The sequence below is a fragment of the Martinezella rhizogenes genome, assembly GCF_007002745.1.
GTDB lineage: Bacteria > Pseudomonadota > Alphaproteobacteria > Rhizobiales > Rhizobiaceae > Agrobacterium > Agrobacterium cucumeris.
Window position 1 is genome coordinate 251,942 of record NZ_SGNY01000001.1, and the last position, 21,234, is coordinate 273,175.

Sequence of the window (21,234 nt, forward strand, 5' to 3'; positions counted from 1 at the left end):
ATGTCCGATACACATGGAAAATTCATCTGGGTTGAACTGATGACGCCTGATATGGAGGCGGCCGCCCGCTTTTATGGCCATGTCGTCGGCTGGCAGACCAAGGATTTCGGTTCGCCGGAAATGCCTTATCTGGTGCTGGAAGCCAATGGCAAAGGCATGGGCGGCGTCATGGAACTGACCGAGGAACTCAAGGGGCAGGGCATTCCGCCGAACTGGACCGCTTATGTCGCCGTGGACGATGTTGATGCCTCGGCCAGGCAGTTCGAGGAAAAGGGCGGCTCCGTCATGCGCCAGCCGCAGGATATTCCTGAAATCGGTCGGTTTGCGGTGGTGACAGACCCCTATGGTGCGGTTCTATGCATCATGACGCCACTGCCGATGGAAAGCGGCGGTTTTCCCGAAGATGCGCAAAGCCTGCCCGGCCATGTCGGCTGGCATGAGCTGATGACGGGCGATGTGGATGGCGCGATCGCCTTTTATGGCGAGGTCTTCGGCTGGACCAAGGACCATGATTTCGACATGGGCGAAATGGGGCCGTATCGCATCTTCGCTGAGCACGGCAAGGCCATAGGCGGCATGATGAAGCGTATGCCGCAGGCGCCCGGCTGTTATTGGGGTTATTACTTCAATGTCGACGGCATTGATGATGCCATCACCCGTGTCAGCACCGGCGGCGGCAAGGTCGTCAACGGTCCAATGGAGGTTCCCGGCGAAAGTTGGATCGTCAACTGCGAGGACCCGCAGGGCGCTTTCTTCTCACTTCTGTCGCAGAAGAAATAATGATGCATGCCCTCCCGCCACTCGATTGGCGGGAGGGGCCTTCGTTTTGAGAACAGTCATGCCGAGGCGAAAAATGCTTCCGCATCGTCGACTTCCACCAGCCGGCGTTTGTCGATCAGCCAGAACCGTGTTCCAACCGCCCGCACGAAACTCCGGTCGTGCGAGACGAGCACGCAGCTGGCCTGACGGCCGGTGATTTCCGCCTCCAGCGCTTCCTGTCCCTCAATGTCGAGATGGTTGGTCGGTTCGTCCAGCAGATAGAAATTCGGCTCGGTCAGGCGCAGCGCCAGCATGGCAAGCCGCGCCTTCTGCCCGCCGGAAAGCGTCGCGACGCGACGTTTCTGCATTTCCATGTCGATGCCTGCACCGGCCAGCAACCCGTGCGCGCGCTGGTCACCTATGTCGAACCGGTGTGTGATGAGTGTCAGCGGCGTGCTGGCATCATCGATCTCGGCGAGCGACTGGTCGACATATCCCGCCACCAGCGAGGGGGTGGCCTTGATGCCCTCCGCCACCGGTTCGTCAGCCCTTATTGCCGTCTTCAGAAGCGAAACCAGCCGCGTCTTGCCGACGCCATTATGGCCGAGAATGACGACGCGGTCGCCCTGCCGGATGAATTGCTGGCCGGTGCGAAACAGCAGGGTGCCATCCGGTGTCGAGACGGGAATATCCTCCAGCGTCACCAGTACCTTGGCGTGTGTGCCGCGATTGGCAAGCTGGATCTTTCCGGCAGATCGATCCTGATGGGCGGGCCGGGCTTTTTCCTCCAGCTTCTCGGCGCGCTCGCGCAATTGCTTGGTCTTGATGGTTAGAAGATCGCTGCCCGAATTGATGCCGATATTGTTGAGCTTCGCCGCCTGCCGGCGCAACTGCTGCACGGTCTTCATGTCACGCTCGAAACGCCGTTCATCGGCGGCATCCTCCTCTTCCAGCGCCCTTCGCGCATGGCCATAGGGCAACCGGAAGAGCGCGGAATTTTCCGGCCGCAGGAACAGCGTGGTTTTGGTGACATTGTCGAGAAAGGCACGGTCATGGCTGACGATGATCACCGCCGTATCGCGTGGCAATTGTTGAAGAAAACCCTCCAGCACCTTGATTTTTTCAAGGTCGAGATGGTTGGTCGGCTCATCGAGCAGCAACAGGTCCGGCTCGGTGATCCACGCCCGCGCCAGCATGGCAAGCCGCTGCCAGCCACCGCTCAGCGCCTGCAGCGGGCGATGGCGATAACTTTCCGGCACGGCCATCTCGTCGAGGATGATGTCGGCCCGCCAGCTGTCGCTGTCGATCACATCCGCCGGCAGGGCGGATAATACCGCATCCCGCATTGTCCGTGCGAGAAGGGCCGGGGGCAGATGCTGGTGGACGATGGACTGCGTCAACCCGCGCAACCGGGTGATATCGCCGCTGCTGGCATCCAGTTCGCCGGCAAGGCAATTGAGCAGGGTGGATTTGCCGCAGCCATTCGCGGCGACGATGCCGATGCGGTCTCCCGCATGGATGGTGAGGCTGAGACCGGAAAAAAGCGGCTTGCCCAGAATGATTCCGAGGTTTCGAAGCGTGATAATGGTCATGATGTATCTCTGGCGAAACGGATCAACGACGAAGCTGGCTGCCACATGCGGGCAGGGTTGTTCGGTCGCGATGATCCGTCATGAAAACATGCGTGATGGCAGACGATCTGCGTTCCGCGCGGCCTTTTGGGCAAACCAGAGTCTTGGAAGTTCCGGTCAGCCCTGCAAACGCATCTGCAGGGCAGAAAGGTGGCGGATCTGGCGGTAACGCCAGAAGCAGGAAATATCCATGCGAAGCCTCCTTTCTTGATACGAGTTGAACGGCTTGATGATTAGCAGCGCTGGTGACGGGAGGCAATGGGTTTTGCGCAGGTGCGGCCGTTACAGGATGGCGCCACGGTGCGGCATATTTCTTCTCCCCGCCGGGGAGAAGGTGGCCCGAAGGGTCGGATGAGGGGGCTACGCTAGCGATATGCGGAGAGTTTGCCCCCTCATCCCGCTGCCGCGGGACTTCTCCCCGGCGGGGAGAAGAAACAAGCAGCGCGCGCCCGGCCCCATAGGTGCTTCAACCCATATTTACCGCTTCAAACTACCCAAAATCCCGCGCACGATCGCCCGTCCCACCGAGGTCGCCACCGAGCGGGCGGCACTTTTCATCGCCGCCTCGATCACCGTTTCGCGCTGATAGCCGGTCTTGCGGGTGCCGCCATTGCGCGAGCTGGTGGAGGCCGGTGCGGGCTCCTCGTCGCCGAAGCCGGGCAAGCGCCAGCGTCCGGAAGCGTTGTCGGACTGGTTGGCGGCATTTTCCTCTTCCGCGCGCTTGGCGGCTTCGGCTTCCGCTGCCTTCTGGGCGCGGGCGGCGAGGATTTCGAAGGCGGATTCCCGGTCGATATCCTTGTCATATTGGCCGGCGACGGGGCTGAGGTCGATCAGCGACTTCCGCTCCGCATCGGTGAGCGGCCCGACGCGGCCGGAGGGCGGCCGCACGAGGGTGCGCTCGACGATGGACGGCGCGCCCTTGTCATGCAGGGTGGAAATTAGCGCCTCACCCGTGCCGAGCGTGGTGATGGTGTCGGCGGTGTTGAAGGCCGGGTTCTGGCGGAAAGTGTCGGCGGCGGTGCGCACGGCCTTCTGTTCGCGCGGCGTATAGGCGCGCAACGCATGCTGCACGCGGTTGCCGAGCTGGGCGAGAACGGTTTCCGGCACGTCGAGCGGGTTCTGCGTCACGAAATAAACGCCCACGCCCTTGGAGCGGATGAGGCGCACCACCTGTTCCACGCGCTCGACCAGCACCTTCGGCGCATCGTTGAACAGCAGATGTGCTTCATCGAAGAAGAACACCAGGCGCGGCTTTTCCGGATCGCCCACTTCAGGCAGTTCTTCAAACAGTTCCGAGAGCATCCAGAGCAGGAAGGTGGCGTAAAGGCGCGGGTTCATCATCAGCCGGTCAGCCGCAAGAACCGAAACCGTGCCGCGGCCATCCGCGCCGACGCGCATGATGTCGGCAATCTTCAGCGCCGGCTCACCGAAGAAATTGGCGGCACCCTGCTGTTCGAGAACCAGCAGCCCGCGTTGCAGCGAGCCAACCGAGGCCTTGGAAATCAGGCCGAACTGGCTGGAAAGCGCCGATGCGTTTTCGCCCATATAGTTCAGCAGTGATTGCAGGTCTTTCAGATCGAGCAGTGGCAGCCCGCCCTGATCGGCGATCTTGAAGGCGATGTTGAGCACGCCTTCCTGCGCTTCCGAGGCGTCCATCAGCCGGGCAAGCAGCAGCGGTCCCATCTCGGCGATGGTGGCGCGCACGCGATGGCCTTTTTCACCGTAGAGATCCCAGAAGATGACGGGAGACTTGCCATAGGAGAAATCGGTAAAGCCGATCTGCTCGGCGCGTTTCTGTACCCAGTCTTTCGCCTCGCCCTCGGCCGCGATGCCGGAAAGGTCGCCTTTGATATCGGCGCAGAACACCGGAACGCCGGCCTTGGAATAGCCTTCGGCGAGAACCTGCAACGTCACGGTCTTGCCCGTTCCCGTCGCGCCGGTGATGAGGCCATGGCGGTTGCCGAATTTCAGTTCCAGATATTCGCCCTTGTTCAGGCTGTCATCCGGATTGCGGCTGGTCCCGATATAGAGCTGTCCGTCCTGCAACATCGACCAATTTCTCCTGCGGCTGATGCATGACCCTTAAAATCACCCTGGATTTCACAAAAGTCATGTCCGAATTAAAAGCGTAACGAGCGTGCCTTGACCGCTGATGGTAAACGCGGCCTTTTCATAGTTTGGTTGTGATGATCTTATAAGGACAGTTTCAAGGCGCAACAACTGCTTGATGGCGATGAATAAAAAGCGCTTGATGAAAGTTGCCGCACCTATCCGTGGCCGCTTGAATGCGGCATGAGATTGTTTTACGTTGACGTTAACGTCAGTTATTCGATGTTGGCGTCGTTTTTCAACAGGAGGCAAGAATGAACGAAATCGTTGATCAGATCGCCGCGAAGGCGGGTATCGACCCTCAGCTGGCCGAAAAGGCTGTTGGCATGATTCTCGGTTTTCTCCAGCGCGAGGCGGCCGACGGCCCGATCGCCAAGATGATCGAAGCCATTCCGGGCGCCAGTGATCTTGTGGCCCAATATAACGGCGAGGGTACCGGTAATGGCGGCGGCGGTCTGCTGGGCGGACTGATGAGCGCGATCGGCGGCGGCGGCATCATGGGTCTTGGCCAGCAGTTGATGAGCCAGGGCATCGGCATGAGCGAGATTTCCACGCTCGCCAAGGAAACCATCGCCGTTGCCCGTCAGCACGCCGGTGACGAGACCGTTGACCAGGTGATCGCCTCGGTTCCGGGCCTCAGCCAGTTCGCGTAAGGCGACATTAATCCATTGCGGGGCGCGGTGGCTGTTCTTTGAACCGCCGCCGCGCCTCTTCTATGTCCGCATGGTGCGTTTCCGCCCAGATCCACACGCCGCAAAAGGCACTGCCGAGCGTGCGGCCGAGATGGGTGAGATCATAATCCACATGCGGCGGGATGACGGGATGCACGGTACGGCGCACCAGCCCATCGCTTTCCATCTGTCTCAGCGTTTTTGTCAGCATCTTCTGGCTGATGCTGCCCACATGTTTGCCGATCTGCGTGAAACGCAGCGTGCCATGCTCTTCCAGCACCTCCAGAATGAGCATCGTCCATTTGTCCGCCACCTTGGCGATGATATCCTGAACCAGCGCCTCGATGACCGGATCGGTTTCCGTGGGCGGCGGAACCTTGCGCTGGCTCTCGATGGCCGGGTCGGCGGCATGCCGTTTCATCTTACACTCTCCTTTGGGTAAGTATAAATCTTTTGGGTGCCTACTTTCGATTGGAGAGTATCATAGCTAACTTCCTTTCAGCCAACAAGCAAAGGATGCTGCAATGAAAATCACCGACAACACCATTCTCATCACCGGCGGCGGTTCCGGCATCGGCCGGGCGTTGGCGGAAGCGTTTCATCAGGCGGGCAACAGGGTCATCATTTCCGGCCGCCGTAAGGCCGTGCTTGATGAGGTGACGGCTGCCAATCCCGGCATGGCCTCGATGGTCATGGACGCGACGGACGCCGCAGGCATCCGCGCGTTTGCCGAAGCTCTGGTGAAGGCCCATCCGAGCCTCAACGCCGTCATCAACAATGCCGGCATCATGCGGCCGGAAGAGATCGCCGCCGCGCCGGATTATCTGGATACGGCCGAAGAAACCATTGCCACCAATCTTCTCGCGCCCATCCGCCTGACGGCGGCGCTTTTGCCGCATTTCCTCAAGCAGCCCGCCGCCACCGTGCTCACGGTCTCCTCCGGCTTGGCCTTCGTGCCCATGGTGCTGACCCCCACTTACAGCGCCACCAAATCGGCCATTCACGCCTATTCGGTCGCGCTGCGCCAGCAGCTGAAGGAGACGCCGGTGGAGGTCATTGAAATCGTGCCGCCCTATGTGCAGACGACGCTGATGGGCGAGGGGCAGGCCGTTGACGAAAGGGCCATGCCGCTTGAGGCGTTCATTTCCGAAGTGATGGACATTCTCAAGAACCGCCCGGATGAGAAGGAAGTCGTGGTGGAGCGCTGCAAGCCGTTGCGTTTTGCTGCGCAGAACGGCAATTTCGATCAGGTCTTCGCCATGATCAACCATATGCATCCTTAAGCGTCGGCGTCTGTCGCACAAGGACATCCTGTGATAGCGTCGCGCTCTTTCCCTTGGAGCGCGCGCTTTCATGGCCCAAGGCCAGTTTCTGATGCCGAAAACCAGCATGCCCGGTGTCGCCGCCGTGGTGGCGGATAGCGATCGTTGCTTTCCGCGCCATATGCATGATCAGTTCGGCATCGGCCTCATCGAGCGCGGCGCGCAGAAATCGCTCTCCGGCCGTGGCATGGTGGAGGCGGGCGCCGGCCATGTCATCACCGTCAATCCCGGCGAGGTGCATGACGGTATCCCGCTCGGGGAGGGTGGCCGCGCCTGGCGGATGCTCTATCTCGACATCGATATCGTTCGCGATGCCGTTGCCGATGTCTGCGAGAAGGATCACGGCGCGTTCGAATTTGCCTATCCCGTTGATGCGAGGCCTTTGGCTGATCGGTTCAACGCTGTCTTTTCCGCCGCCACTGCGACGGAACGACCGGGCGAAACCCTGCATGGCGATGAGACCTTGCTGGTGCTTCTGGCGGCTGCGATGGAGACGGCGGCTAAACCGCCTGTGGTGACTGCGCCCGACACCATCAGGCGCGCGAAAAGCAGCATCGATGACGACCCTTGCCACCCGTTCCGCCTTGCCGATCTGGCCGGGGAGGCCGGCATGAGCCAGTTCCGCTTCCTGCGGGCCTTCGCAAGAGCAACCGGCCTGACACCGCACAGCTATCTTCTCCAGCGGCGCGTGCATGTGGCGCGCCATGAACTGGCCAGAGGCACACCGCCCGCCGAGGCGGCCTTCATCGCCGGTTTTGCCGACCAGAGCCATCTGAACCGGTTCTTCGTGCGGCAATTCGGGGTGACGCCTGCGGTTTACCGGGCGGCGACGGGCGGCTGATCGCCGTTCTCTTCCGTCATGCCGGACTAGATCCGGCATCCAGCCACGGCGCGTCTGCGCCGTGAGGGGAGTTTTTCGCGATCAAAGACTTGATCGCGCTGGACCCCGGATCAAGTCCGGGGTGACGGTGTGCGGGTGTGGCGCTGCAATTTCATCCAAGACACCCACCCCACGCACCCTCATGCTCCCGTCCTCCACCCACAGGACACACCCGCATCATGACACCCGAATTCCTCATCACATCCTTCATCGTCGCCGCGTCTCCCGGAACCGGGGTGGTCTACACGCTGGCCGCCGGTCTTTCGCAAGGGGCAAGGGCGAGCATCATCGCGGCTTTCGGCTGCACGCTTGGCATCGTGCCGCATCTGCTTGCCGCCATCACCGGGCTTGCCGCCATTCTGCACACGAGTGCGCTGGCCTTCGGCATCGTCAAATATCTGGGGGTTGCCTATCTCCTCTACATGGCGTGGAACACGCTGCGGGAAGATGGTGCGCTGAAGATCGACGATACGAGGGAGCCCCAGAAGGCCACCCGTGTCATCGGCGAGGCGATCCTCATCAATCTGCTGAACCCGAAACTGTCGATCTTCTTTTTCGCCTTCCTGCCGCAATTCATCTCGCCGGATGAGGCTTTGCCGACATGGCGCATGGTCGATCTCGGGCTGATCTTCATGGCGATGACATTTCTGGTCTTTGCGCTTTATGGCTGCTTTGCCGCCTCTGTAAGGCGTCAGGTGATATCACGCCCGGCGGTCCTCGCCTGGCTGAGGCGCAGCTTCGCGGCCGCTTTCGTGGCGCTGGGTGCGAAGCTGGCCCTGACCGAGCGATAAGACGGGACCGAATGGCCCCGTCGCCTCAGTCGTCCCAGTCGGGCGCGAGGTGGCCGGGGCTGACGATGCGGCCATTCGGCCTGGCAAGCGCGTGGATCGCCCGCATTTCCTCTTCCGACAGCGCGAAATCGAAAATATCGAAATTCTCTTTCAGGCGGCTTTCCGTCGCCGTTTTGGAAAGCGCCACGATATCCGGCTGCTGCACCGCCCAGCGCAGGGTCACCTGCGCGGCGGTCTTGCCGTGTTTCGCGCCGATATCCTTCAGAACGGGATCGTTCGGCACCTTGCCATCGGCCATCAGATAATAGGCCGTCACCGACATTCCGTGCTTGCGTGCGGCCGAAATCACCTTCGTCTGGTCGAGATAGGGGTGATATTCGATCTGGTTGGTGGCAAGCGGCGTATCGGACAGTTTCACCGCCTCGTCAGTCAGCGCTACATTGAAGTTGGAAATGCCGATATTGCGCGCCTTGCCGGCCTTGCGCACCGCATTCAGCGCGCCCATGCGCTCGGCAAGCGGCACGTCGCTTTTCGGCCAGTGCAGCAGCAGCAGATCGACATAGTCGGTCTTCAGTTTCGCTAGGCTTTCATCAACCGAGGCAAGAAAATCGTCGTGACGGTAGCGGTCCACCCAGACCTTGGTGGTCAGGAAAATATCGTGGCGGGAAATGCCTGACTGAGCGATGACCTCACCGACCGCGCCTTCGTTCTTGTAGATTTGGGCGGTATCGACATGGCGGAAGCCGAGCTTCAGCGCCTCCGGCAGAATGCGCCTGATATCGTCTTCCGGAATACGGAAGGTGCCGAAACCGAGGGCGGGAATATTCGCGCCATTCGCGCTGACGTCATACATGGGATGTCTCTCCTGTTTGCTGAAAACATGGCCGGCGGCGGACGCCGGGCGGGAAGCCGTCTTTCATTAACTGGTATCGGCGCAATCGGTTTCAACCGTTTTGACACGGTCACTCATCCGCGCCATTGCGGGCGGAGAAGCGCGGCGATAACAGTCGGCGGCAGAAGATCATATCGCGGTATGGATTTGAATATGCGGATGGAAGGAAATGTCGCATGTCACGCTCACAACGGTTGCTTGATCTGTTGCAGATCCTGCGCTCCCACCGCATGCCGGTCAGCGGTGCGGCCCTTGCCGCGCAGACCGGCGTCAGCCTGCGCACGCTCTACCGCGATATAGCGACGCTTCAGGCGCAGGGCGCGGATATCGAGGGCGAGGCGGGCGTGGGTTATGTGCTGCGCCCCGGCTTTCTTTTGCCGCCGCTGATGTTCTCCGGGCAGGAAATCGAGGCGCTGGTGCTGGGTTCGCGCTGGGTGGCGGGCCGTGCCGATGCGGGGCTGGCCGAGGCCGCCCGCGCCGCGCTCGTCAAGATCGCCGCCGTGCTTCCCGATGCCCTGCGCGAAGAACTCGACAATTCCACGCTTCTCATCGGCCCCGGGCAAGCCGTGGCAACCATCCGCATCGATCTCGCCGAAATTCGCGATACGATTCGCAAGGAGAGCAAGGTCGTGATGACCTATGGTGACGAAAAGGGAGAGTTGACGGAGCGGGTGATCTGGCCCTTCGCGCTCGCCTTTTTCGATCTGGTGCGGGTGGTGCTGGCATGGTGCGAAACGCGGCAGGATTTCCGCAGTTTCCGCGCCGATCGCATCGAAACTTTCCGCCCTTTGGACAGCCGTTATCCCCGCCGCCGGCAGGCTTTGCTGAAAGAATGGCGCGAGCGCGAAAAACAGCGGCGGCGGCCGGATCATGCTGACAAAAACTGACAGCAGACGGGTCTAGACCTCGTTCATCCGCAACACAGGAGAACGACCATGACCCACCCCGATTTCACCATCCTTTACGTCGACAATCCACCCGCCAGCACGCAGTTTTACAAGGCCCTGCTGGGTACGGAGCCGGTCGAATCTTCGCCGACATTCTCGCTCTTCGTTCTTCAGAACGGCATGAAGCTCGGCCTCTGGTCGCGCCACACGGTGGAGCCGAAGGCATCGGTGACGGGCGGTGGCGGCGAGCTTGCCTTCCGTGTCGAAAACGATGCACAGGTGGATGAGGCTTTCGCCGGATGGCGGGCAAAAGGTGTCCCCATGCTGCAGCAGCCCGCGAAAATGGAATTCGGCTACACTTTCACGGCCACAGACCCCGACAACCACCGTCTCAGGGTCTATGCCTTCGCGGGCTGACGCTACTTCTTCACCGCCACCACAAACAGCCGTGGAAAGCGCAGCAGCAGGCGGCCGTCCGTCATCGGCGGATAGGCCGCCTTGATACGCTGCGTATAATCGCTGAGGAAGGCTTCGCGGTTTTCCTCACCGGCGGCGGCGAGATAGGGGCGCAGCCCCGTGCCCTTCACCCATTCGACGATGCTTTCCGCATCCTTCATCGGGTGATTGTAGATGGTGTGCCACACATCCACGCGGGCGGATTTCGGCGCCAGTGCATTGAAATAGTCGGATGGCGCGGGCAGGGGTTTGCGCCGCAGCCTGCCATCGACAAAGGTATCCTTCCAGGAGCCGTTGGCGCCGGTGTCCTCCATGGCGCGATGTGTCGGTTCCTGCAGATTGTCCGGCATCTGCACCGCCAGAACCCCGCCGCTTTCCAGCTGATCCATCAATTGCGAAAGAACGGCAAGATGATCGGGCACCCACTGGAAAACTGCATTGGCGTAAAGCAGGTCGGCCTTCTGGGCCGGCCGCCACTGCGAAAGATCGGCCTTGCCGAAACGGGTATTCGGCAGCCGGTCGGCGGCCTTTTCCAGCATGTCGTCATCGCTGTCGATGCCGGTGATGACATTGACGCCGTAGCGGTCGGTCAGAAGCTCGGTGGAATTGCCCGGCCCGCAGCCGAGATCATAGCCGTTCAGTACCCGTTCCAGCGGCACCTGCGCCAGAAGGTCCCGGGCGGGACGTGTCCGCTCATCTTCGAATTTCAGATATTGCTGGGCGGACCATGCCATGATTTCCTCCTGCCAGAGAGCTGTAAGACCGGGAGCATCGCACGGGCGAAATGACGCCGCCATCATCCGATGCATGAATTATTGTGATGAACCTATTCAACAACCTTTTGTTTCGCCTCATAAAACATCTTTATCGGGGCGTCGCTTTGTTATTTTCCATCAAAATCCGAGATCGCGGCAATTAAAACTTGACCTCCTCGGGCGACAGGCATTCACTCCGGCCGATTTCCAGAGCATTTCCAATAAAGTGCAAAGCGTTTTGCGCCGGGAATTGCGCCAAGACAAAAAGACGGAGCGTTTTCGCCGTACGGAAACGCTTGAAAACAGGAGCCCGCCATGAGCGTCGATACCGCACCCCGATCAACCACCTGGACCTATGTTGACGGTCAATGGCTGCCCGGCAACCCGCCGCTCATCGGCCCGACCTCGCATGCCATGTGGCTGGCCTCGACGGTGTTTGACGGCGCGCGCTGGTTCGATGGCGTGGCGCCCGATCTGGATCTGCATTGCCAGCGTGTCAACCGCTCGGCCGTTAATATGGGCATGAAAGCGACCATGACGGCGGAAGAGATCGAGACCCTGGCGCTGGAAGGTGTCAAGAAATTCGACGGCAAGATGGCGATCTATATCAAGCCGATGTACTGGGCCGAACACGGCATGCCCGGCAGCGTCGTGGCACCGGATGCCAGCTCCACCCGTTTTGCGCTCTGCCTGTTTGAAGCGCCGATGGATGCCGGCAAGCCGCTGACACTTACCGTTTCGCCGCTGCGCCGTCCTTCGCCGGAAACCGCGATGACCGACGCCAAGGCCGGCAGCCTTTACCCCAATAGCGGCCGCGCCATTCTGGAAGCCCGTTCGCGCGGTTTCGACAACGCCCTGATGCGCGACATGAACGGCAATGTCGCCGAATCGGCCTCCGCCAACATCTTCATGGTCAAGGATGGTGTCGTCCTCACTCCGGTGCCGAACCGCACCTTCCTTGCCGGCATCACCCGTTCGCGGGTGATCGGCCTGCTGCGCCAGGCCGGCTTCGACGTTCGCGAGGCGACCTTGTCGGTCGAGGATTTCCGTGAGGCCGATGAAATCTTCTGCTCGGGCAATTATTCGAAAGTATCGCCGGTCGTGAAGCTCGATGACCGCGAGCTGCAGGCCGGTCCCGTGGCGCGCAAGGCGCTGGATCTCTACATGGACTGGGCGCGTCTCGGCGCGGACGTCTGAGCCTTCAATAACGCTTTTTTCAGAAGCCGCGATGGGTCTTACCCGTCGCGGCTTTTATTTTGAACTGCGAGCCTGAACGGCCTCACCGTGTCCGCACATCCGGCAAGGCAGCGGCAAGCGCCCGCAACGGCGCGGTCATATGTTTGTCGCGCCTGAGCGCCAGCGCGATCCGTCGCTCCAGCGGCGGGTCGAGTGAGCGCCACTCAAGCCCGGATGCCGCAGCTTCATGCTCCATGGCCATGCGTGGCACGATCGCAAGGCCGAGACCTGCACCCGCCAGTTTCTTGATGGCCTCGACACTGCCCAGCTCCATGGCGGGCTGCACGGTGCGGCCGCTCGCTGCAAACCATTGATCCACCAGCCTGCGCGTATTGCCACCCTCATAAAGCAGCAGCGGCTGCCTCGATAATGTTTCGGCATTCAGTACCTTTTCGCCGGTGCCCCGTGGAAAAACCGCGACCAGTTCGTCGAGATGGATGTCGCTGATATCAAGGCTGCGGCCGCTGGCGGGCAGGGCCACCACGGCGGCATCGATGGTGTTGGCCTCCAGGAGCCGCAAAATATCGTGGGTATTGCCGGTCTGTACGACGATGTCGATACCCGGCATGGCCTGGCGGATTTTGCCCAGCACCGGCGGCAGCAGGTAGATGCAGGCGGTGGCGCCCGTGCCGATGCGCAGCCGCCCCGTCACCCCGCTGCGATGTGGCGCAACCGTCTCGATGGCATGCGCCACCTCTTCCGCGATCCGCCTTGCATGGATGAGAAAATCCCGGCCCGCAGCCGTCGGCTGCGCCCGCCTGCCGACCCTTTCGATAAGCCGCACGCCGAGCTGCTTTTCCAGCAACCTTATATGCAGGCTGATGGCCGGCTGCGTCAGCCCCGCCTTGTCGGCGGCGGCGGAAAAGCTGCCGAGATCGGCCACATCCATGAAGCTGCGCACCTGCCGCAGATCGAGGTCCATCATCAAAGAAAACCTTATCGTTTGTATAAGATAGATAATCTTTATTTTGATTGCGCCGCAATGCACAATGATGGCGTGAATGATCCGCAGGACAGCAAGAATGACCCCTTCCACCGTTTCCAGCCTTTCGATCCGCCCCTGTGAAGAGGCGGATATTCCAGCCATTACCGAAATTTACCGGGATGCCGTGCTTTATGGCCGCGCGAGCTTCGAGATCGATCCGCCGACCGCCGAGACGATGGCCGAGCGCCGCCGCCTTCTGGTGGAAGGCAATTATCCCTATCTCGTCGCCGAAGTCGGCGGAAAGGTAGCCGGATATGCCTATGCCGGCGCATATCGTGCGCGCCCGGCCTATGGCGCGGCGGTTGAGAATTCCGTCTATATTGATCCGGCCATGAAAGGCATGGGCATTGGCCGCAAGCTTCTCGATGCGCTGATTAAGGAGGCGACTGCGCGCGGCTTCCGCCAGATGATCGCCGTCATCGGTGACAGCGCCAATGCCGCCTCGATCGGCGTGCATCGCGCCGCCGGTTTCGAGCATGTCGGCACTTTCAAATCCATCGGCTGGAAACATGGCCAATGGCTCGATACGGTGCTGATGCAACGATCACTGGGCGAGGGTGACACCACGCCCCGTTTCTGACCGATCAGGGTTTGGTAGAGCCGGGAATTTCCACCTTCAGCGTATCGCCGGCAAGTTCGCTGCCCAGCTCCACGGCCTTGGTCTTCTTGTCATAGACGCAGATATGGCTGACCGTCGCATCCGCGCCCTTCGCCTTGCCGGTGAGGATGGCAAGGCCGTAATTCTCGCTGCCGACGGGATCGACCACCGCCTTGGCATCCTCGATCATGTCCTTGGCGCCCGCAAGGCAGGCGGTCTGCACATCCGCCACGAATTCCTTCCACGCATCATCAGAAGATGCAGCGGCAGGCAGTGTCAGCGATGCGAAGGCGGCGACGAAGAGAATGTTTCGGGTGATGAAGCGCGTCATGGAATTTCCTTCCTGCATTTTCGGCAAAAGCGAACCGATAGGGTGGAAAACGGTACGCCAGGGTTGTGAAACAAATGTGGTGGCGGCTGGCCAGAGACGAATTTTCTCTTTTGTCGGAACATTTTGATATTTCGCAGGTTGCCCAAACAGAGGTTCGCTCCTATGGTCCGCTCACACGGTTTCTAGGAGCGGTAACCCGCTGCAAAAAGGAGTAAAAACCATGGCCTTCGAACTTCCCGAACTCCCCTACGACTACGACGCGCTTGCACCTTACATGTCGCGCGAGACGCTCGAGTTCCATCACGACAAGCACCACAAGGCATATGTCGACAACGGTAACAAGCTGGCTGCCGAAGCCGGTCTTTCCGACCTGTCGCTCGAGGAAGTCGTGAAGAAGTCCTTTGGCACCAATGCCGGCCTCTTCAACAACGCTGCCCAGCACTACAACCACGTTCATTTCTGGAAGTGGATGAAGAAGGACGGCGGCGGCAACAAGCTGCCGGGCAAGCTCGAGCAGGCGATTGCTTCCGATCTCGGCGGCTACGACAAGTTCAAGGCTGATTTCATTGCTGCCGGCACCACGCAGTTCGGATCCGGCTGGGCATGGCTCTCCGTCAAGAACGGCAAGCTCGAAATCTCCAAGACCCCGAACGGCGAAAACCCGCTGGTTCATGGTGCAGAGCCGATCCTCGGCGTCGACGTCTGGGAACACTCCTACTACATCGACTACCGCAACCTGCGTCCGAAGTACCTGGAAGCCTTCGTTGATAACCTCATCAACTGGGACTACGTCCTGGAGCGTTACGAAGCCGCTGCCAAGTAAGGCTTGGCGAACGGAATTTTTTGAACACCCGGCCTTTGTGCCGGGTGTTCTGCTTTTGGGGCACGCCGTTCCGGCCGTTTGTCACAAGCCTGTCATCAGCCGGGTTTATCGCGGCGCATCATGACTGAAAAAAGCAAGCCTCTCTTCTCCTTCGGCATCGTCGCCGATCCCCAATATGCCAATGCCGATCCCCGTCCGGACATGGGGCGCTACTACGCCGAAAGCCCGAAAAAGCTTTCCGAAGCGGTGGCCGCCTTCAACCAAGAGGACCTCGCCTTTGTGGTGACGCTCGGCGACATCATCGACCGCGATTTCGAGAATTTCGATGCGATCCTCAGCGTTTATGACGGGCTTCGCCATCCCTCGGTCCTGTTGCCGGGTAATCATGATTTTTCAGTTGCGCCTGAACATCTGACCGCCATCCATGCCCGCCTTGGCATGCCGGCCCCCTGGCATGACTTTGCCATCGGCAATGTCCGCTTCGCCGTGCTTGATGGCAACGAGGTCAGTCTCTTCGCCCCGCCGCCCGGCGATCCGCGTCGCGCACTTGCGCAGGAGCGGCTGAAGCACCTGCAGGAAGCGGGCGCGATTAATGCACAGGACTGGAACGCCTCACTCAGCGACGAACAGTTCGAATGGCTGCAAAGCGTCCTGCAAAAATCGGATGCAGCCGGCGAAAAAGTGGTCGTGCTGTGCCACTATCCGCTTTATCCGGAAAACGCCCACAACATGTGGGATGCGCCGCGCATTCTTGATCTTCTCGGCGCCCATGTTTCGGCGGTCGCATGGTTCAATGGCCATAATCACGAAGGCAATTACGGTGTGCTGGGCAACACCCACTTCGTCAATTTCAAGGGCATGGTGGACACGCCCGACCAGAACACCTTTGCCATCGCCGATGTTTTCGGAGACCGGATCGTCATTCGCGGTTTCGGCCGCGAGGAGAATCGCCTCTTACGGCTTTAAGGATGGCATGCCCGGCTGGTTGCTATGCCAGCCGCTCATCCACAATTGCCGCAGCTTTTCACCTTCCAGCTTGAAAAAGCTGCCGGTGCTTTCGCAGGTTAAAACCCGGTCCGAGCGGAAGTTGCGGATCGCCTGCCGTAATTCGCACCAGCCGACGATATTCACCGTCTCAGAATAATAGATCACGGCAATGGGCCGGATCTGCCGCCGGGTCTCTGCGCCGGTTTCATCGCGATAGCTGATCTCCAGCCGCTCTTCATCGCGCACCGCTCGCCGCACGGTGGCGAGATCAATGCCGACAGGTGCGGGCGCGATGCTGCCCCAGGCATGCAGGGCATTGGCCGACAGGGTTTTGGACAGGGGTTCGGGCAGGGAAGCGGCAATCTTGTCGCTCGCCTTTTTCGCCGCCTGCCGCAATTCGGTATCACTGGAACGGCCCACCATGGCGAGCGCCAGCACGATCGCCTCGGTCTCTTCGATGGAAAACATCAGCGGCGGCAGGCTGAAGCCGGGGCGCAGAATATAACCGACGCCGCGCTCGCCTTCGATGGGCACCCGCATGGTCTGGAGGGCGGCTATGTCGCGATAGACCGAACGCGCCGTCACTTCCAGCTTTTCGCCAATCATCTGGGCGGTAACGGGCCGGCGGGCCAGCCGCAGGATCTGAATGATCTCGAACAGTCTCGAGGCCTTGCGCATTGACATTTCCCCGGCGTTTTTTTCAAGACAACTGACATAATGCTGTCAGTTGGCTTTTTCTATAAACGGCAAAACACATTGAGAAACATGCATATTCCTAAATGTGCCATGAACCGTCTGGGGAGATACTGACATGAGTTATGCCGAAAATCTCTGGCTTTTCTTTCTGGTCCTGTTCGGCATCATCATCCTGCCGGGCATGGACATGCTGTTCGTGCTGGCAAGCGCGCTGACGGGCGGTAGGAAAACCGGCCTTTCGGCCGCAAGCGGCATGAGCGCCGGCGGCATCGTGCATTCGCTTTACGGTGCGGCCGGCGTTGGCCTGCTCGCCACCTGGATGCCGTCGCTGTTCCTGCCGCTTCTCATTGTCGGCGCTGCCTATATGGTCTGGATCGGCATCGGCCTGATGCGCAGCGCAATTGTCGTGAATGGCGATGAGGCGCAGGCGAGCGCCTCCTCGAAAAAAGCGTTCTGGCGGGCGGTGCTGACCTGCCTTTCCAACCCGAAAGCCTATCTGTTCATGATGGCCGTCTATCCGCAATTTCTAAAACCGGCCTATGGTCCGATCTGGATGCAGGGGCTGGTGATGGGGGTGATGGTGGCGGTAACGCAGTTTACCGTTTACGGCGCGCTGGCGCTGACGGCGGATAAAAGCCGGCAATGGCTGGTTTCTTCACCCGGTGCCACGATCTTCATCGGTCGCGCTGCCGGTTTCATGCTGGTTGCCGCAGCCCTGCTGACATTTTGGGAAGCTCTGTCCTGGAGCCTCGGCGAATAAGAGGAACAGTTTCGCCGCTTGAGGGAGACCATTCCTCGGCAAGCCGCCGAATGCTCCCCTCAGGCCCGTTGTTTTGTCACGGGTTCCTGCCGGAAAACCGCCGGATACTTTTTCGCCTGATACTCTACACTTCTGTTTTCACGGCGGAATTCACCGCAATGTGACTTCTTTTCGCCATGCGGAAAGGGCATCCTCGCGCCGTTCCATCAAGCGTCCGGCACCCGGCCGGAATCAAGGAGAGAGTGTATGAAACTGAAAACCATCGCGGCGGCCATGCTTTTCGGCTGTCTTTGCGCCGGAGCGGTCTTCGCTGCCGGCGAAGTCGAAAAACGCGAAGGCATGATGAAGCAGATCGGCGGCTCCATGGGGGCATTGGCTGCCATCTCCAAGGGCCAGAAGCCCTTCGACGCCGAGGCCGTCAAGGCTGCCGTGACGACCATCAGCACCAATGCCAAGGCTTTCCCCGAACAGTTCCCCGCTGGCACCGAGACCGGCAGTGCGGCTGCTCCCGCCATCTGGGAAAATTTCGAAGACTTCAAGGCCAAGGCTGCCAAGCTCGGTGCTGATGCCGACACGGTTCTTGCCAATCTCCCCACCGATCAGGCGGGCGTCACCACCGCCATGCAGACGCTCGGCGCAGATTGCGGCACCTGCCACCAGACCTATCGTCTGAAGAAATAATCCCGAATTTCAAAACGCCGCTTCCCGGCGGCGTTTTTTCACTTTGAAAGACACCTGACCAGCTCGGGTGAGAATGGGGAGAGGGGTATGTCTTCCATTTGGACGAAGCTTGTGGGCGGGGCCGTGATCGCAGCCGTTGCCGGCTACGGCATTTTCGCCTGGGTTACCGCGCCGCAGCGTCAGGCGCCCAGCCATTGGGTCAGCCTCGGCGAGCCGGATCTGGCCAATGGCGAAACGCTGTTCTGGGCGGGTGGCTGCGCAAGCTGTCATGCCGCACCGGATGCCACGGGAGACGCGCTGCGGACGCTTGCCGGCGGGCAGCCGCTGAAAAGCCCCTTCGGCACCTTCCACGTTCCCAATATTTCCTCTGATCCGCAGCATGGTATCGGCGGCTGGACGCTGGCGGAATTCGGCGATGCCATGACGCGCGGGGTGGGAAAGAACGGCGAACATCTCTACCCGTCCTTCCCCTACGCCTCCTATGCGCGCATGACGCAGAAGGATGTGAACGACCTGTTCGGTTATCTGAAAACCCTGCCGGCCAGCCAGAATGATGCGCCGGATCACGACCTGCCGTTTCCCTTCAACCTGCGCATGGCGCTCGGCGGCTGGAAGTTCCTGTATTTCGACACCTCCGCCCCGCCGCGCGTCGAGCTTGCCAATGCCAATGCCGAATTGCTGCGCGGCCAATATCTGGTCGAAGGGCCGGGCCATTGCGGCGAATGCCACACCCCGCGCGATGCTCTCGGCGGTTTCCTGAAAGACAAATGGCTGGCCGGCGGCCCCAATCCCGAAGGCGAGGGCCGTATCCCCGATATCACGCCCGGCTCCGAGAGCATCGGCGCCTGGACGGCGGCCGATATTGCCGGTTACCTGGAAACCGGCTTCACCCCGGAATTCGACAGCGTCGGCGGCTCCATGGTCAAGGTACAGCAGAACATGGCGCATCTGACCGCCGAAGACCGCAATGCGATTGCCGCCTATCTGAAGGCGATCCCGTCTCGATAGAGAGTTTGAAGCTCCCCTCCGTCATGCCGGCCTTGAGCCGGTATGCAGCCAGACCAAGCATTGGGCTGAAAGAGTTTTTTCGCCGTGCGGACGCACGTCGGCTGGGTTCCGGCTCAGGGCCGGAATAACGGGAGAGTGTTTTTTCGTTCCAGTTTCTCTTTCCAATCTAAAGCGCACAGCAACGGGCTAAACTCCAGGATGACGTTGACTGAGGTGCGTTGCCGGCAGTGCCAAGATCTCGCCGCCATTGACTCCCGCACCCACCCGGCAGATAACATCTGCGTGATGGTTCCTTCCGGGCGTTCCGGAAGGTGAAAAGGGAACACGATAGGGAGCAATCCTCATTCGTGGCTGCCCCCGCAACTGTGAGCGGAGAGCCTGAAACGAAATGCCACTGGCAAGCCATCTCGCCCCCATTCAAGGCGAGGGCGATGCCGGGAAGGTGTTTCAGGTTTTGACCCGCAAGCCAGGAGACCTGCCATCGCGGAAATGTCCATGCCGGCGGGGTGTCCGGAAGAGCGGAATGTCAGGGTCGTCGGTTCGGTACCCCTGTGTCAGTCTCGTATCCCCGTGGTGAAGTGTATCATATGCAGCTGCGCGGCTTTTTTGCCGTTCGGCTGTATCTTATGGCGCGGGGTCGCGCCGGGAGAGGGGTCACCATGTCCATCCAGCAGAATACGGCCAATGCTGCCGTTTCCGCAAAAACGGGCAGCTTCGCGCAATCGCTGACGGCGATCGTGCTGGGCCTGTTCGTAGTCGGTTTTGTCGGCTTTTCGCATGTGGAAGCCGTTCACAATGCCGCGCATGACACACGTCATGCCAATGCCTTCCCTTGCCATTGAGGGGAAACGGCATGTCATTTTTTCGCAATATCGTTTTTACCGCCGTTCTCGTCGGCATCGTTGGCGGTTTGGCCGTCTCGGCCATGCAGGCTTTCGGCACCACGCCGCTCATCCTTCAGGCGGAAACCTTTGAAAGCGCCGGCGGCGAAGCGGCCCACAGCCATGATGCAGCAGCACCCGGCGCTGCGGTTCCCGCCCATGAGCACAATGACGAGGCATGGGCTCCGGCCGATGGCTTCGAGCGCACCGCCTATACCGTTGCCGCCAATGTGCTGACGGCCATCGGTTACGCGCTTGTTCTGACCGGTCTCATCTCGCTGCGTGGCACCGATGCCGGCTGGCGCGAAGGTCTTCTGTGGGGCGTTGCTGGTTTTGCCGCCGTCATGCTCGCACCGATGATCGGCCTGCCGCCGGAATTGCCGGGAAGCCCGGCCGCAGCACTTGAGGCACGGCAGATCTGGTGGCTCTCGACGGTTGTCGCAACCGCGGGCGGCATTGCGCTGATCGCATTTCGCCGCGAGCCCTGGGCCATCGTTCTGGCTCTGGTGCTGATCGTCGCACCGCATGTGGTGGGCGCACCGCTGCCGCCGGAAGGCGAACATGCGCTGGCGCCGCTGCCGCTGGAACGGCAGTTCATCGTTGCCGCCACCATCACCAGCTTCGTTTTCTGGGCGCTGCTTGGAACATTGAGCGCGTTTTTCCTGAAACGCTTCCAGTCGGCTTGAAACCATGCAGGACGCAGCGGAGTGGAGTGACGAACTCGATGCGCTGCGTTTTGCGGTTCCCGGTCACGGCGCTTTCTGCGCCGTGCACCGCCTTGCCTTCAAGGCCGCTCTGGGCAAAAGTCCCGATCGTGATGCGGCGCTTGCCTATTTTCAAGACCACGAGGCTGCCTTTGCCGCTGCGGCACTCGCCAAGATCAAACGCTCAAATTTGCCCGCCGGCCGCAGCCTGCATTTGAACAGCCGCGATATCCGCCGCGCGATTGCCGGCGAGGGGTCGGAGTTTGCGGCGCGTGTGTGCCGGGTGCTTGATCGAGAATAGCGCGGGATGATTTGCGAGAGACATCTTCTCCTCGACCGTCATGCCGGACTTGATCCGGCATCCAGCCGACGCGCGTCTGCGCGGCGGGAG

The 21,234-nt window shown here is 60.6% G+C and carries 26 protein-coding genes and 1 riboswitch; of the genes, 18 read left to right on the top strand and 8 right to left on the bottom strand.

Going from position 1 to position 21,234, the window contains the following annotated elements:
• Positions 1–780 (top strand): VOC family protein, encoded by a 780-nt coding sequence (locus EXN68_RS01215; RefSeq protein WP_142839317.1) that lies wholly within the window; start codon positions 1–3, stop codon positions 778–780.
• 56 nt (positions 781–836) lie between these two features.
• On the opposite strand, the gene EXN68_RS01220 is transcribed toward EXN68_RS01215, so the two are convergent.
• Both EXN68_RS01220 and EXN68_RS01225 read right to left on the bottom strand, forming a co-directional pair.
• Positions 837–2,351 (bottom strand): ABC-F family ATP-binding cassette domain-containing protein, encoded by a 1,515-nt coding sequence (locus EXN68_RS01220; protein WP_142839318.1) that lies wholly within the window; start codon positions 2,349–2,351, stop codon positions 837–839.
• Positions 2,352–2,867: 516 nt separating this feature from the next.
• Entirely contained in the window at positions 2,868–4,439 is a 1,572-nt protein-coding gene (locus tag EXN68_RS01225) for a helicase HerA-like C-terminal domain-containing protein (RefSeq protein ID WP_142839319.1), read from the bottom strand.
• Between the two features lie 314 nt (positions 4,440–4,753).
• Here EXN68_RS01225 and EXN68_RS01230 point away from each other — a divergent pair, with 314 nt between their 5' ends.
• Positions 4,754–5,152 (top strand): DUF937 domain-containing protein, encoded by a 399-nt coding sequence (locus EXN68_RS01230; protein ID WP_046798576.1) that lies wholly within the window; start codon positions 4,754–4,756, stop codon positions 5,150–5,152.
• 7 nt (positions 5,153–5,159) lie between these two features.
• Here EXN68_RS01230 and EXN68_RS01235 read toward each other — a convergent pair whose 3' ends face one another.
• Entirely contained in the window at positions 5,160–5,591 is a 432-nt protein-coding gene (locus tag EXN68_RS01235) for a winged helix-turn-helix transcriptional regulator (protein ID WP_142839320.1), read from the bottom strand.
• A 103-nt stretch (positions 5,592–5,694) separates the two neighbouring features.
• Here EXN68_RS01235 and EXN68_RS01240 point away from each other — a divergent pair, with 103 nt between their 5' ends.
• The 3 genes from EXN68_RS01240 (at position 5,695) to EXN68_RS01250 (ending at position 8,163) form a co-directional block, all read left to right on the top strand.
• Entirely contained in the window at positions 5,695–6,453 is a 759-nt protein-coding gene (locus EXN68_RS01240) for an SDR family oxidoreductase (protein ID WP_142839321.1), read from the top strand.
• A 70-nt stretch (positions 6,454–6,523) separates the two neighbouring features.
• Entirely contained in the window at positions 6,524–7,333 is an 810-nt protein-coding gene (locus EXN68_RS01245) for an AraC family transcriptional regulator (RefSeq protein WP_142839322.1), read from the top strand.
• Positions 7,334–7,551: 218 nt separating this feature from the next.
• Positions 7,552–8,163: a LysE family translocator gene (locus EXN68_RS01250; protein ID WP_142839323.1), complete on the top strand. Its 612-nt coding sequence runs from the start codon at positions 7,552–7,554 to the stop codon at positions 8,161–8,163.
• Positions 8,164–8,188: 25 nt separating this feature from the next.
• Here EXN68_RS01250 and EXN68_RS01255 read toward each other — a convergent pair whose 3' ends face one another.
• Positions 8,189–9,016: an aldo/keto reductase gene (locus tag EXN68_RS01255; protein WP_142839324.1), complete on the bottom strand. Its 828-nt coding sequence runs from the start codon at positions 9,014–9,016 to the stop codon at positions 8,189–8,191.
• A gap of 215 nt (positions 9,017–9,231) precedes the next feature.
• On the opposite strand from EXN68_RS01255, the gene EXN68_RS01260 reads away from it, so the two are divergent.
• Together EXN68_RS01260 and EXN68_RS01265 are read left to right on the top strand one after the other, a co-directional pair.
• Positions 9,232–9,942 carry a helix-turn-helix transcriptional regulator gene (locus EXN68_RS01260; protein WP_142839325.1) on the top strand — a complete coding sequence of 237 codons (711 nt, stop codon included), beginning with the start codon at positions 9,232–9,234 and terminating at the stop codon, positions 9,940–9,942.
• A 48-nt stretch (positions 9,943–9,990) separates the two neighbouring features.
• Positions 9,991–10,359: a VOC family protein gene (locus EXN68_RS01265; protein WP_142839326.1), complete on the top strand. Its 369-nt coding sequence runs from the start codon at positions 9,991–9,993 to the stop codon at positions 10,357–10,359.
• A 2-nt stretch (positions 10,360–10,361) separates the two neighbouring features.
• Here EXN68_RS01265 and tam read toward each other — a convergent pair whose 3' ends face one another.
• Entirely contained in the window at positions 10,362–11,132 is a 771-nt protein-coding gene (gene tam, locus EXN68_RS01270; RefSeq protein WP_142839327.1) for a trans-aconitate 2-methyltransferase, read from the bottom strand.
• On the opposite strand from tam, the gene EXN68_RS01275 reads away from it, so the two are divergent.
• On the top strand, positions 11,131–11,472 hold the full coding sequence (locus EXN68_RS01275) for a hypothetical protein (RefSeq protein ID WP_142839328.1): 342 nt from the start codon (positions 11,131–11,133) through the stop codon (positions 11,470–11,472). The genes tam and EXN68_RS01275 overlap by 2 nt on opposite strands.
• Complete coding sequence (locus tag EXN68_RS01280; protein ID WP_142839329.1) at positions 11,469–12,350, top strand: branched-chain amino acid aminotransferase; 882 nt, start codon at positions 11,469–11,471, stop codon at positions 12,348–12,350. The genes EXN68_RS01275 and EXN68_RS01280 overlap by 4 nt, the downstream gene beginning before the upstream one ends.
• Before the next feature lie 82 nt (positions 12,351–12,432).
• Here the strand turns inward: EXN68_RS01280 and EXN68_RS01285 are convergent, their stop codons facing one another.
• Complete coding sequence (locus EXN68_RS01285; protein WP_142839330.1) at positions 12,433–13,314, bottom strand: LysR family transcriptional regulator; 882 nt, start codon at positions 13,312–13,314, stop codon at positions 12,433–12,435.
• A 97-nt stretch (positions 13,315–13,411) separates the two neighbouring features.
• On the opposite strand from EXN68_RS01285, the gene EXN68_RS01290 reads away from it, so the two are divergent.
• Complete coding sequence (locus EXN68_RS01290; RefSeq protein WP_142839331.1) at positions 13,412–13,954, top strand: GNAT family N-acetyltransferase; 543 nt, start codon at positions 13,412–13,414, stop codon at positions 13,952–13,954.
• Between the two features lie 4 nt (positions 13,955–13,958).
• Here EXN68_RS01290 and EXN68_RS01295 read toward each other — a convergent pair whose 3' ends face one another.
• On the bottom strand, positions 13,959–14,303 hold the full coding sequence (locus EXN68_RS01295) for a hypothetical protein (protein WP_161991152.1): 345 nt from the start codon (positions 14,301–14,303) through the stop codon (positions 13,959–13,961).
• A gap of 220 nt (positions 14,304–14,523) precedes the next feature.
• Here EXN68_RS01295 and EXN68_RS01300 point away from each other — a divergent pair, with 220 nt between their 5' ends.
• On the top strand, positions 14,524–15,126 hold the full coding sequence (locus tag EXN68_RS01300) for a superoxide dismutase (protein WP_003494380.1): 603 nt from the start codon (positions 14,524–14,526) through the stop codon (positions 15,124–15,126).
• Positions 15,127–15,246: 120 nt separating this feature from the next.
• Positions 15,247–16,092, top strand: coding sequence for a metallophosphoesterase (locus EXN68_RS01305; protein WP_142839333.1), 846 nt, complete (start codon positions 15,247–15,249; stop codon positions 16,090–16,092).
• On the opposite strand, the gene EXN68_RS01310 is transcribed toward EXN68_RS01305, so the two are convergent.
• Positions 16,081–16,791 (bottom strand): helix-turn-helix transcriptional regulator, encoded by a 711-nt coding sequence (locus EXN68_RS01310; RefSeq protein ID WP_142839334.1) that lies wholly within the window; start codon positions 16,789–16,791, stop codon positions 16,081–16,083. The genes EXN68_RS01305 and EXN68_RS01310 overlap by 12 nt on opposite strands.
• 133 nt (positions 16,792–16,924) lie before the next feature.
• On the opposite strand from EXN68_RS01310, the gene EXN68_RS01315 reads away from it, so the two are divergent.
• The 6 genes from EXN68_RS01315 to EXN68_RS01340 all read left to right on the top strand — a co-directional run bounded on the left by EXN68_RS01315 (position 16,925) and on the right by EXN68_RS01340 (position 21,144).
• The gene (locus tag EXN68_RS01315; protein WP_142839335.1) at positions 16,925–17,569 is read left to right on the top strand and encodes a LysE family translocator; all 645 of its coding nucleotides are present in this window, start codon (positions 16,925–16,927) and stop codon (positions 17,567–17,569) included.
• A gap of 246 nt (positions 17,570–17,815) precedes the next feature.
• The gene (locus tag EXN68_RS01320) at positions 17,816–18,250 is read left to right on the top strand and encodes a c-type cytochrome (RefSeq protein ID WP_161991153.1); all 435 of its coding nucleotides are present in this window, start codon (positions 17,816–17,818) and stop codon (positions 18,248–18,250) included.
• A gap of 87 nt (positions 18,251–18,337) precedes the next feature.
• On the top strand, positions 18,338–19,258 hold the full coding sequence (locus EXN68_RS01325; RefSeq protein WP_142839336.1) for a cytochrome c: 921 nt from the start codon (positions 18,338–18,340) through the stop codon (positions 19,256–19,258).
• A 269-nt stretch (positions 19,259–19,527) separates the two neighbouring features.
• Positions 19,528–19,755: riboswitch (cobalamin riboswitch) on the top strand.
• A 162-nt stretch (positions 19,756–19,917) separates the two neighbouring features.
• Positions 19,918–20,100 (top strand): CbtB domain-containing protein, encoded by a 183-nt coding sequence (locus tag EXN68_RS01330; RefSeq protein WP_046798597.1) that lies wholly within the window; start codon positions 19,918–19,920, stop codon positions 20,098–20,100.
• Positions 20,101–20,111: 11 nt separating this feature from the next.
• Positions 20,112–20,825, top strand: a complete 714-nt coding sequence (locus EXN68_RS01335; RefSeq protein ID WP_142839337.1) for a CbtA family protein — start codon at positions 20,112–20,114, stop codon at positions 20,823–20,825.
• A gap of 4 nt (positions 20,826–20,829) precedes the next feature.
• Positions 20,830–21,144: a hypothetical protein gene (locus EXN68_RS01340; RefSeq protein WP_142839338.1), complete on the top strand. Its 315-nt coding sequence runs from the start codon at positions 20,830–20,832 to the stop codon at positions 21,142–21,144.
• Positions 21,145–21,234: the final 90 nt, after the last annotated feature.